This window comes from Microcystis sp. LE18-22.4A, from assembly GCF_027531105.1.
Lineage (GTDB): Bacteria > Cyanobacteriota > Cyanobacteriia > Cyanobacteriales > Microcystaceae > Microcystis > Microcystis aeruginosa.
In genome coordinates, this window is record NZ_JAPZRB010000301.1 from 1 (window position 1) to 10,863 (window position 10,863).

10 protein-coding genes and 1 pseudogene are annotated in these 10,863 nt (G+C 46.2%); 9 read left to right on the forward strand and 2 right to left on the reverse strand.

All coding sequences use genetic code 11. From position 1 onward, the window contains the following. On the forward strand, window positions 1–183 hold a 183-nt coding region (locus tag O9295_RS13660), incomplete at its 5' end, for a hypothetical protein (RefSeq protein WP_288033339.1). 26 nt (window positions 184–209) lie between these two features. Continuing rightward, on the forward strand, window positions 210–437 hold the full coding sequence (locus O9295_RS13665) for a cyanobactin biosynthesis PatC/TenC/TruC family protein (protein WP_288033341.1): 228 nt from the start codon (window positions 210–212) through the stop codon (window positions 435–437). A gap of 10 nt (window positions 438–447) precedes the next feature. Here O9295_RS13665 and O9295_RS13670 read toward each other — a convergent pair whose 3' ends face one another. Next, entirely contained in the window at window positions 448–1,239 is a 792-nt protein-coding gene (locus tag O9295_RS13670; protein WP_288033343.1) for a Uma2 family endonuclease, read from the reverse strand. Window positions 1,240–1,307: 68 nt separating this feature from the next. On the opposite strand from O9295_RS13670, the pseudogene O9295_RS13675 reads away from it, so the two are divergent. The 4 genes and pseudogenes from O9295_RS13675 to psb35 all read left to right on the forward strand — a co-directional run bounded on the left by O9295_RS13675 (window position 1,308) and on the right by psb35 (window position 5,236). Continuing rightward, a pseudogene (locus tag O9295_RS13675) lies at window positions 1,308–3,404 on the forward strand (S8 family peptidase). A gap of 142 nt (window positions 3,405–3,546) precedes the next feature. Next, window positions 3,547–4,572 carry an aldo/keto reductase gene (locus O9295_RS13685; protein ID WP_288033346.1) on the forward strand — a complete coding sequence of 342 codons (1,026 nt, stop codon included), beginning with the start codon at window positions 3,547–3,549 and terminating at the stop codon, window positions 4,570–4,572. Further along, window positions 4,569–4,976 carry a gamma-glutamylcyclotransferase family protein gene (locus O9295_RS13690; RefSeq protein ID WP_288033348.1) on the forward strand — a complete coding sequence of 136 codons (408 nt, stop codon included), beginning with the start codon at window positions 4,569–4,571 and terminating at the stop codon, window positions 4,974–4,976. Before O9295_RS13685 ends, O9295_RS13690 begins: the two co-directional genes overlap by 4 nt. A 59-nt stretch (window positions 4,977–5,035) precedes the next feature. Then, on the forward strand, window positions 5,036–5,236 hold the full coding sequence (gene psb35 / locus O9295_RS13695) for a photosystem II assembly protein Psb35 (protein ID WP_002761344.1): 201 nt from the start codon (window positions 5,036–5,038) through the stop codon (window positions 5,234–5,236). 120 nt (window positions 5,237–5,356) lie between these two features. Here psb35 and O9295_RS13700 read toward each other — a convergent pair whose 3' ends face one another. Further along, entirely contained in the window at window positions 5,357–5,608 is a 252-nt protein-coding gene (locus O9295_RS13700) for a helix-turn-helix domain-containing protein (RefSeq protein ID WP_002761350.1), read from the reverse strand. A gap of 152 nt (window positions 5,609–5,760) precedes the next feature. Between O9295_RS13700 and der the strand changes: the two genes are divergently transcribed. The 3 genes from der (at window position 5,761) to O9295_RS13715 (ending at window position 10,570) form a co-directional block, all read left to right on the forward strand. After that, window positions 5,761–7,119 carry a ribosome biogenesis GTPase Der gene (gene der, locus O9295_RS13705; RefSeq protein ID WP_147070866.1) on the forward strand — a complete coding sequence of 453 codons (1,359 nt, stop codon included), beginning with the start codon at window positions 5,761–5,763 and terminating at the stop codon, window positions 7,117–7,119. Window positions 7,120–7,122: 3 nt separating this feature from the next. Next, window positions 7,123–7,998, forward strand: coding sequence for an energy-coupling factor transporter transmembrane component T family protein (locus O9295_RS13710; RefSeq protein ID WP_002797486.1), 876 nt, complete (start codon window positions 7,123–7,125; stop codon window positions 7,996–7,998). 583 nt (window positions 7,999–8,581) lie between these two features. After that, a complete protein-coding gene (locus tag O9295_RS13715) occupies window positions 8,582–10,570 on the forward strand; it encodes an Ig-like domain-containing protein (protein ID WP_288033350.1) in 1,989 nt (662 codons plus the stop codon). Window positions 10,571–10,863 lie beyond the last annotated feature (293 nt).

A 10,863-nucleotide genomic window follows, 5' to 3' on the forward strand; every position in this document is an offset into this window, starting at 1 on the left:
CAGGAGCCAGAAAAAGATATTTATCAGAAAAGTCATGATCAAGCTAGAGGTTTAAAGACTGAGCGGGTTCCAATTATTTTTATTAATAAATATTTTACACAATTCATACCAGGTAAGCAAGAGGGCTACGCCACTACTACCAAATCATTACCTTCGTTATTAGTATCGACTTCTAAAACCTAGTAAAAAACACTGGAGGAAATCAAACAATGGCTACTAAACCTAAAGGAGCGCCAGAATCAGCACCCGCTGCTGCGAATGTTGACCAACCAACCACGGAAAAACCCAAGATTGAGCAACCAGAAACAACTCAACCTAAAACTAAATACGTTCCCGCCACTGGTTTAGAAGATTACGGACGCTGGAAAACCATGTTCAAAGATCGCAAGGCGAATCCCAATGATCCGCCGTTTCGTCGGGGTCGAATTTGGTGTTAAACACTTTCCATTAATCTTCAGGTTCTATCCCCAAGGCCCTTAACTGTTCCGCTAGGCGATCGGCTCGTTGTCGTTCCTGTTCGGCTCGTTGTCGTTCCTGTTCAGTAGATTCCTGGGAAGTTAACAACAAGTTACCTTCCCCATCCCACCAGCGAAGCCAGGGAAAGGATTGATTTTGGTATTCCCCCTGCCAAATTCCTAACTCTACCTTTAAAGGAACAATGGGATAATGACCGCGCTGATTAGGAGTCATTTTTTGGTAACGGCCATTAACTAACTGGTACATCTCGATCTGGGCCTTGTTAACTTCATAAATTCCATAAAAAGGAATTTGAATCGCTCGCTCATAGATCCAAAATTTACCCTTGACAGGCGTTTTATCCCGTTCTTCTTCACCATTGCCAGAGACAAATTCTAAGGCAATAACCGGTTCAATGGTTTCTTTCCACATCACGAAGGAACGCCGGACTTGACCCTCAATCGTTGTAGGGACATGGGGAACATAAAACCAATCGGGAGCAACAGCACCCTTTTCTAGAGATTCTGGATGCTCTGGCAATCGCCAATAAATCCCACAATCTCGACCCAGACAGTAATTACCGTCAGGATGTAATTGTTCTAAAAGGGGTGTAATAGTATCCGTTAAAAGGTCTGCTTGGGGAGGCTCTTGATAGTTTTTCACAAAACTTCCATCTTTATCAGGGAGTTGGGTGTGGTCGGGTAAAGGGGAAGCGCAATAAACCGTTGCAGAAGGGTCCTGAATTGTGGTTGAGGGTTGTGCCGTTGGGGTCATTGAACTCATCTTTAATTCCCCTATTTATTGTTATCTAGCTTTTATTCTATAACTTTTCTTGAAAACCTGCAAAAACTATGCCTGATCTCAATGCTATCCCCGGAATGGCCGCTCTCCGCTCCCAGACAAAAGGCGATCCACGCATCAAAATCGCCGTTCTTGATGGACCGATTGACTTAGACCGCGCCTGCTTTCAAGGAGCAAATATTACCCGCCTTGATCCCTATTGGTCGCAAGAATTTCCCATCGATCCCCAACACTTACAAGCCTTTTTAGATGTAGAAAAAAGTGGCAAAAGTGATGAAGAAAAAGGTGATATGTTGAAAGAAGCGATTCCCGATGAAAACATCCTCCAGAGTTTGCATTTGCGCTTCCATGCTAACCATATTATCAGCACCATTTGCGGCCAGCCAGATTCACCAGTAGAAGGGATTGCTCCTAACGCTACTGTAATTAATATTCCCATCGCATATAGCAACGATGATTTTATTAATCCTCTCAATCTTTCTCGCGCAATTAGTACCGCTATTGAACAGGGAGTTAATATTATCCATTGTGCCGCTTGTCATCTAACTCAAAGCGGATTAGCTCACGAATTTATTGATAAAGCAATTCGTCAGGCTCAAGCTAATAATATCCTGGTGATTGCTCCTGGAGGTAATGATAAGGGAGAGTGTTGGTGTGTTCCTGCGGTATTAGAAAATGTCCTGGCGGTGGGAGCGATGAAAGATACAGGCGAGCCATTTAAATTTAGTAATTTTGGTGGTAAATATGCAACTCAAGGGATTCTCGCTCCAGGAGAGAATATTTTAGGCACTCAACCCGCAACTGATGACCCCATTCGCAAAAAAGGGACTAGCTGTGCGGCTCCCATTGTGACAGGAACAGCCGCTTTATTGATGAGTTTACAATTAGAACAGGGTTTATCTCCTGATGCTGAAGCAGTAAGGGCTGCCTTGATTAATAGTGCCATCCCTTGCGATCCTAATGAAGTAGAAGAACCAGAACGCTGTTTATTAGGAAAAATTAATATTGCGGGTGCTTATGAACTGCTGACGGGAGAGAAATTACAAACTGTTGAAGCGGATAACAATTTGTCGAATAATATCATAGAATCGGCGGTAATTCCGATGACAGTGACAACCTCGGTTATCCCATCTAATACAACCGAGATGGCGACTCAGGGAATAACTATAACCCCCCCAACAGCAGCGACAATAGAACTGGCGATCGCTCCCAGCAATGCTTCAGAAAATGTTTCCTCAACTGGATTAATACAAAATAATCAAACAAATAAAAATATTGTCTTTAATAGTGTCGTTCCTAGTCAACGTTCAAACCTCGTTTATGTGTTAGGAACTTTAGGTTATGACTTCGGAACAGAAGCGCGTCGGGACACCTTTAAACAATTAATGCCAAGCATCACGATCGATAATCTTGAATTACCATCCAATCCCTACGATGCGCGGCAAATGGTAGATTATTTAGAAAGTAATCTATCAGAAACTAAGTCTTTAATTTGGACAGTCAATTTAGAACTAACTCCCATATATGCGATTAAACCAGTGGGAGCTTTTGCCGCCGACATTTATCAAGTCATCCAATATATGTTAGCGGGTCAAATATTACCAGAATCTGACGAAGATTATGTGGAAAGGGTGAGTATCCCAGGTATTCTTACCGAGGAAACCGTGAGACTTTTTTCCGGTCAAATTGTTCCCGTCATCAAGGTTAATAGTCCCCGGGGAATGTATGGCTGGAAAGTTAATACTTTGATTGAATCAGCCATAGAAACTGTTCGCACAGAACATGAAATCGCCGATGAAGCGAGGATGCGGCGTTCTCTAACCAGTTTCCTGAATCGCATTTATTATGACTTACGCAACGTCGGACAAATCGCCCGGGATTGCGCTTTGAATTTTGCGGCAACTAACGCTTTTCAAGCCGTATAAACCTTCTCCCAAGCAGTAGCAATGGGAATGGAATTACACAGTATTGAAGTGGAAAAAAGCCCTTTTTGTCGCTATGGTAGTGAATGCTGGGATGTGAAATTAAAATTCTTCGATCCCGAAAATGGTCTGCGGGCCAAACGAGTTTTTCGCTTTACCATTGATGTCAGCGATCGCACACCTGTAACTTTAGGTGAAGTGCGTTCTTGGGCTGTTTCTAAATAGCCTGAGTCTGCTAAGTACCTAAGCAAAATTGATTAACCAATAGGGCCAGGGTTAACTTGTCAAAATTGTACCAAATGTACTTAGCAAAAATGTCGCTCAAATTCAATTATAATTAACTTCTTATTCAAAATTTTAGTTAATTATGCGTTACAAACTTTTAGGTAATAGTGGTCTGCGAGTTTCCGAACTATGTCTAGGAACGATGACATTCGGGCAAGATTGGGGTTGGGGGTCGGATAAAGAGGAAAGTCGGGCGGTTTTTCGGGCTTTTGCGGAAGCGGGCGGCAATTTTCTCGATACCGCTAATCTCTACACTAACGGAACCAGTGAAACATTAGTGGGGGAATTTGTCAAGGGCGATCGAGAAAAATGGGTAATCGCCACGAAATATTCTCTCAACACGCGCCCCGGCGATGTCAATGCTTGCGGAAATCATCGAAAAAACCTCTTTCAAGCGGTAGAAGCTAGTTTAAAGCGTTTAGGTACTGATTACATCGATTTACTCTGGCTTCATCTTTGGGACTCTCTCACTCCTATCGAAGAAGTGATGCGCGCTTTCGATGATTTGGTCAGGATGGGAAAAGTGCTTTATATCGGCATTTCTGACAGTCCTGCTTGGATTGTCTCCCAAGGGAACACCCTGGCCACCCTACGGGGATGGACACCCTTTATCGGACTACAAATAGAATATTCTCTCAAGGAACGCACCCCCGAACGGGAATTATTGCCCATGGCCAAAGCATTAAATATCGGGGTGACAGCTTGGAGTCCCCTGGGAGGAGGAGTTTTAACGGGAAAATATAATCAACCCAACCCCGTCGATGGACGTTTAAGCATGACCGACCAACCTTTTCAAATTTTTGATCGCGATTTAAAAATTGCCGAGACTGTCCTAGAGATTGCCAGAGAAATTGAGAAATCACCGGCACAAGTGGCATTAAATTGGCTAAGAAATCGGCCTAACGCCGTAATTCCTATCATTGGCGCTCGAAGATTGTCCCAATTGCAGGATAATTTAGCCTGTGTGGATTTTAACCTGACTGGGGAACAGCTGCAACGACTTGATAATATCAGTGCCATTTCCCTCGGTTTTCCCCAGGAACTTTTAGCCAGTCAATTTGTTGGCGATATCCTATTAGGAGGAGTAGCGGCACAATTGGACCGATGATGGAAGTTTTTGTTTATGGAACACTGAAACCTAGGGAGAGTAACTATTCTGCCTACTGTGCGGGAAAAGTGATCAACTCTAAAACCGCCTACACAAAGGGGCATTTATACCATCTTACCGCCCTCGGTTATCCCGGACTGACCGAGGGGGATGGCTGGGTGAAGGGAATTTTATTGACTTTTAACGCAGATTATGATATTGGGCTTTTGGATGGTTTGGAAGATTATCAACCCGGCAGAGATCCAGAAGAAAACGAGTATCAGCGTCGCAGAATTCCTATTTATAATCTAGAGCGAGAATTAATCGGCGAAGCTTGGGGATATATGATGACACCGGCAAAAATAGCTTTTCATGGCGGTATTTGGCTGCCTTCCGGTTGGTGGACCAGTAGCGATCGAGAATAGGGATGAGGGGGCCGATTCTGTTAAGATATACAAATTAAAAGCTTAATCGTGAAAAAATTATGTATCTACTCCTAGAAGTGGCCAGTGGCAAATTCCCCGTTTATTTTGTGGCAGTTTATGTGGTCGGTTTTCTCGCTGCTGTCACCATCGGTTCGATCGCTTGGTACAATTCTAAACGCCCGGTCGGTTGGGAAGATGCCCAAAGACCCGATATTGTCCCCGAAGTGAAGACAGAGGTGGATTCTGATTCTCAATCCTAGAAAAAGGCAGTGATCAGTTATTTTAGCCGTCAGCTTTTTCTCCCTTCTCAACAGTTATAATCCTCGATCGAGCCAATCAATGGTGAGGCAATTGCGGCTAGAATGGCCTGCTTTAGTCTTTTAGTCTCGTCGTTCGTTAACACTTAGGGATTCCTCTACGGAATACAAAAATTCACTCATCCTCAGACCTAAAGCATTAGTAATATGACTAAGCACTCTCACCGATGGACTTTTTAATCCTCGCTCTAGTTGACTAATGTAAGTTCTATGCAGACCTGTTACTTCCGCCAAATACTCTTGCGACCACCCTTTTTCTTGGCGATAACGCTGTAGCTCTCGTCCTAAAATTTGCTCTAGTTGACCAGATTGCATAGGCAGAATTCTAGTCTTTTGTATACCAAAGTTCTACAGACTAAAGTATTCAATGTCTCAGTGCCGAACAGAAACAGATAAATCAACCAAGGTCGATCGCAAATCGCTATGATAGAATATTGGGTCTTTAATTTCCGTCCCCTCCTCCTCTTATGAAACTGCCTGTCGTCGCTATTATCGGTCGTCCCAATGTGGGCAAATCCACCCTCGTCAATCGTATCGCTGGAGATCAACAGGCGATCGTTTTCGATCAACCCGGGATTACCAGAGATCGCACCTATCAACCAGCTTTCTGGTGCGATCGAGATTTTCAAATTGTCGATACAGGGGGGCTAGTTTTTAACGATGACAGCGAATTTCTCCCTTTAATCCGCGAACAGGCTTTAATCGCCCTAGCAGAGGCAAGTGTGGCGATTTTTGTCGTCGATGGGCAAGGGGGAATTACCGCCGGCGATCGAGAAATTGCCGCTTGGTTACGACAGCAAAATGTCCCGATACTTTTGGCCGTCAATAAATGTGAATCGGTGGAACAGGGTATCCTGCAAGCGACGGAATTCTGGGAATTAGCCATCGGTGAACCCTTCCCCATCTCGGCCATTCACGGTTCTGGTACAGGTGAACTACTCGATGCGGTGATTAAATATTTGCCACCTGCGGCGGCAATTCCCGAAAATGAAGAGATTAAAGTGGCAATTATCGGTCGTCCTAACGTGGGTAAATCCAGTCTCCTCAATGCTTTAACCGGACAACAACGGGCGATCGTTAGTCCGATTTCGGGAACCACCAGAGACTCGATCGATACTTTAATTGAACGAGAAGGACAGGTTTATCGGTTAATTGACACCGCTGGCATTCGCCGTAAGAAGAATGTGGACTATGGAGCCGAATTTTTCAGTATTAACCGTGCTTTTAAGGCAATTCGCCGGTCTGACGTGGTGCTATTCGTCATCGATGTGCTAGATGGTGTCACCGAACAGGATTTAAAATTAGCGGGACGAATTATTGAAGAAGGGCGCGCGGTGGTGCTAGTAGTCAATAAATGGGATGCGGTGGAGAAAGACACCTACACCATCAATACTTACACCAAAATGCTCCAAGATCGGCTGTATTTTATGGATTGGGCAGAAATGATCTTTGTCAGCGCCATGACGGGGCAAAGAGTCACCAAAATCCTCGAATTAGTCGATATTGCCGCCGAATCTCACCGTCGTCGCGTCAGTACCTCGGTAATCAACGATGTGATCGAAGAGGCGGTTAAGTGGCACAATCCCCCCACCACCAGGGGCGGAAAACAGGGGAAACTATACTATGGCACGCAAGTATCGAGTCAACCCCCCACGATCGCCCTTTTCGTTAACGATCCCCAGCGCTTTAATGATAACTATCGCCGTTACATCGAAGGGCAATTCCGGCAACAGTTAGGCTTTAAAGGAACCCCGATCCGCTTAATCTGGCGCGGCAAACCGGCGCGAGAAGTGGAAAAAACGGTTAATAGAGCCACCAAGGTCTAATTTATGGATTTATTGCGAAGTTTGCCCATCGGTCTTTATCTCGATCAACCGATTACCCGACTACATCAACTAGATGCGCGGGTAAAATTTATCTGGTTAATGGCTTTTTTAGCAGCACCTTTATTAGCTAATCCTTGGTGGCGTTTAGCTTTGGTGGGATTGTTAATGTTTTTAACCCTGTTAGCTCCTATTCCCCCCCGCGTCTGGCGGCAACAGATGGGCTGGCTGATATTTTTAGCGATTATCGTCTTTCTGATTACTGCTATCACTCCCGATGGTTTAGGGGTGAGTATTCAGCCGCGTTTACCGGATGAAGGGCTGAATTTACCGCCAGCAAGTGATTATCAGTATGTTTTATGGGATAGAGGTCGTTTATTTGTTACCCGACGTTCTTTGGAATTAGCAGTGAGAATTAGTACCTTAGTTTTTACTTTAATTTATAGCACTAATCTCTTTTTATTGACGACGGCCCCGGAAGAAATTACCGAAGGTTTAGAGAATTTAATGAGTCCTTTACGGCGATTTAATGTGCCGGTGACGGAAATTTCTCTGACTCTGACCCTCTCTTTGCGCTTTATTCCCCTGGTTTTAGAAGAAGTGCAAAATCTAGCTAGGGCAGTGAGAACTAGGGCGATCGATTGGCAAAAATTAGGGATTAAAAAGAGTTTAAACGTCTGGTTAACAGTAGTGGAAAAATTACTAGATAATTTGCTTTTGCGCGCCGAACAAATAGCGATCGCTATGGAGGTTCGCGGTTTTACCAGTCCCAATCAGCATCAAGTACGCTGGCACGAATTAAAGTTAAGATGGGCTGATTTGATCGCTTTATTTTTGTTAATTCCCTTTTGGGCAGCCCGATTAGTTTGGGGGGGTTTATAGCAGTTATCAGTTATCAGTTATCAGATTTGAGTTTTAAGTGTGCAGTATTAAATAGAAGTTTCCTACTGTCTTTGCACTGATTACTGATTACTGTTTACTGATTACTGTTTACTGTTCACAGCAAAAAACTCCCCACACCCTACACCCAGCCTAGACTTTAACTGCGTTGTCACCCCTTCAGGGTGCGGATGTTGACGGCAATGTTGTGGAATTTATAACCGAGGAACCCTTCGCGCCTCCGGGAGGAGTAGTAATTATCCCTCTGTGCTGCCCCAGGAGAGTCCTTCCACAGAATCAATGCCACTGGCTGCTTGCCACACTAAGGGACCTGCGTAGGAATAATATCCCAGCCAGACAGTCGCTCTGTAGAAGAATCAGACAAGCCATAAATGGTACATTATCAAAGCGCAAGTCCCTAAATGGTTACATACGCTACATAATCTGTTACCATTTAGATGCGGCGATTCTTCTGTCCGTTTTGTACCGATAACTCCTTATTGGATAAGCGTTTCCACTGAGAAGATGTACCAAACTGAGCCTGAATCTGCCGTATGTATGGAATTGTTGATTGGGAATCTTTATTATGGCATTGCAGGAAGGCACTTACATCTGGGAATACGGCGACACCACCCAGGCTCTCTGGTTCACCGCTTCTTACAACACGGTCACAAATCAGTGGACTGTTGATATGAAGAAGGGGTCGATGGACCTCAATGCGTTGTGGTGGTCGAATGGCGATAGCAACGCGGATGGCACTATCAAGTTGTTATCAAAGGATAACAGTCTCAATTTGAATGGGACTGGTATCGTCTGGGATGGATACGACAAGATTTCCGATACGGGGTTAACGGGAACGGAGCATAATGGCAGCAATCTTCTGACTGCGGGTAATACCTACACTTACAGCTACAGCAAGGATCAAGGGGTAGAGATTGAATCGTTATTGGCTCAGGGTGTTGTCACCCTTGGTGTCAGAGCCACAAGCGTCAACGGCACCGACGGTATCAAGGCGGTAGATGGGCAATTTGTTTTCGTTCCCTACGACAATACCCCACCCACAGTGACAGTCGATATCGTTGATACTTCCCTGAACGACGGCGATAACAATTCTCTCGTCACCTTTGAGTTCAGCGAAGATGTGAATGGCTTCACAGCCAGTGATGTGAACGTCAGCGGTGGAACCCTGAGCGACTTCACCCAGGTGGATGGCAACAGCTATACGGCCATCTTCACGGCCGACGATGCTGTGGAAACCACCGGCTCGGTGTCCGTGGCAGCCGATAGCTACACCGATATTGCCGGTAACAATGGTGGAGCCGGCTCGGATACGGTGACGATTGACACGCTCAATCCGACCCTTGCACTGGACATTGTTGATGCTTCCTTGAACGATGGCGATAACAATTCTCTAGTCAGCTTTGAATTCAGCGAAGATGTCGCTGGTTTTGACAACAGTGATGTGAACGTCAGCGGTGGAACCCTGAGCGACTTCACCCAGGTGGATGGTAACAGCTATACGGCCATCTTCACGGCCGACGATGCGGTGGAAACCACCGGCTCGGTGTCCGTGGCAGCCGATAGCTACACCGATATTGCCGGTAACAATGGTGGAGCGGGTACGGATACGGTGACGATTGACACGCTCAATCCGACAGTGGGCATCAACTTTGCCAGCCAACCGCTCACCAGCCAGAACTTTAGCACTACGATCACCTTCCAGTTCAGCGAAGCCGTAAGCGGTTTCGCCGCCAGCGATGTGACCCTGACCAACGGGGTGCTGAGCAACTTCACCGGCAGCGGCAGCAGCTACACCGCCACGTTCATCGCCACCAACTTCCAGTCGCCAACGGGAACAGTGGCAGTGTCCAACGACTATTTCGATACCCTTGGCAACCAGGGTGTTGCCAATTCGGCCAACATCGCTATGACCGTGGGCGGCGGTCCTGACCCGAATGATGGTCCGTCTGGAGGCGATAGTGTGATTGGCTCAGGTACAATTGGCGCGGATTCCATCACCGGATCAACTGGTAATGACACCATCAATGGCGGCGACGGCGCTGACACCATCAATGGCGGCGACGGCAACGACATCATCAACGGCGGCATCATCGCCGACATTATCAGCGGCGGCACTGGCAACGATTCCCTCATCGGTAGCGGCGGCTTTGATCTGATCTACGGCGGCTCCGGCAATGATACCATCAATGGTAGTAATGGTATTGACACCATCGTCGGCGGGTTCGGCAACGATTCCCTCATCGGTGGCGGCGGCGACACCTTCCGGTTTCTGAGCATCTACGACCGGCAGGATGTAATCACCAGCTTCAACGACACCATCGTGTTCGATATAACCGGTGCCAGCGCCTTCACGTCCTTGGGTAGCGTGTCTTTGGGAACCACAAACTACACCGACGCCCTTGCAGCTGGCTACCTCATCTACAGCGGTGGGGTACTCTCCTACGATGCCGATGGCTCTGCGGGATCAACCTTCAGTCCGTTGGCGATCGTCACGTTGACTGGAACTCTCACCCCCACCCTCTCCGACACCAAAGTGCTGTTCCAGAACCTCTAGCTCAAGCAGGCATTCCCCGCCTTATTTCTCCGGCCCTTGCTGGCCATTATTGCGGGGAATGTTCTTAACTTCTTCTGCTCTGCACCTGCTTACCTGCTCTGGTTTTGAGCCAGTCCGTAGGTTGGGTTGAGCGAATCAATAGGTTAGGGCTGGCTGAATAAATCTAAAAACCTTGCTGGATAAGACTTTTAGACTTTTTGTCAATCCAAAAGTACCGGCCGTGGGAGTGAGCGGGGGGAAAATTCAGGTACTTTTTCCCTGAAAATTAGGTAATTGACCAGATGAAAATCGGT

Bases quoted from the DNA above. Each gene is read 5' to 3' on its own strand.
- O9295_RS13715 (WP_288033350.1), top strand. From the start codon at position 8,582: ATGGCATTGCAGGAAGGCACTTACATCTGGGAATACGGCGACACCACC.
- der (WP_147070866.1), top strand. From the start codon at position 5,761: ATGAAACTGCCTGTCGTCGCTATTATCGGTCGTCCCAATGTGGGCAAA.
- O9295_RS13710 (WP_002797486.1), top strand. From the start codon at position 7,123: ATGGATTTATTGCGAAGTTTGCCCATCGGTCTTTATCTCGATCAACCG.
- O9295_RS13665 (WP_288033341.1), top strand. From the start codon at position 210: ATGGCTACTAAACCTAAAGGAGCGCCAGAATCAGCACCCGCTGCTGCG.
- psb35 (WP_002761344.1), top strand. From the start codon at position 5,036: ATGTATCTACTCCTAGAAGTGGCCAGTGGCAAATTCCCCGTTTATTTT.
- O9295_RS13670 (WP_288033343.1), bottom strand. From the start codon at position 1,239: ATGAGTTCAATGACCCCAACGGCACAACCCTCAACCACAATTCAGGAC.
- O9295_RS13690 (WP_288033348.1), top strand. From the start codon at position 4,569: ATGATGGAAGTTTTTGTTTATGGAACACTGAAACCTAGGGAGAGTAAC.
- O9295_RS13700 (WP_002761350.1), bottom strand. From the start codon at position 5,608: ATGCAATCTGGTCAACTAGAGCAAATTTTAGGACGAGAGCTACAGCGT.
- O9295_RS13685 (WP_288033346.1), top strand. From the start codon at position 3,547: ATGCGTTACAAACTTTTAGGTAATAGTGGTCTGCGAGTTTCCGAACTA.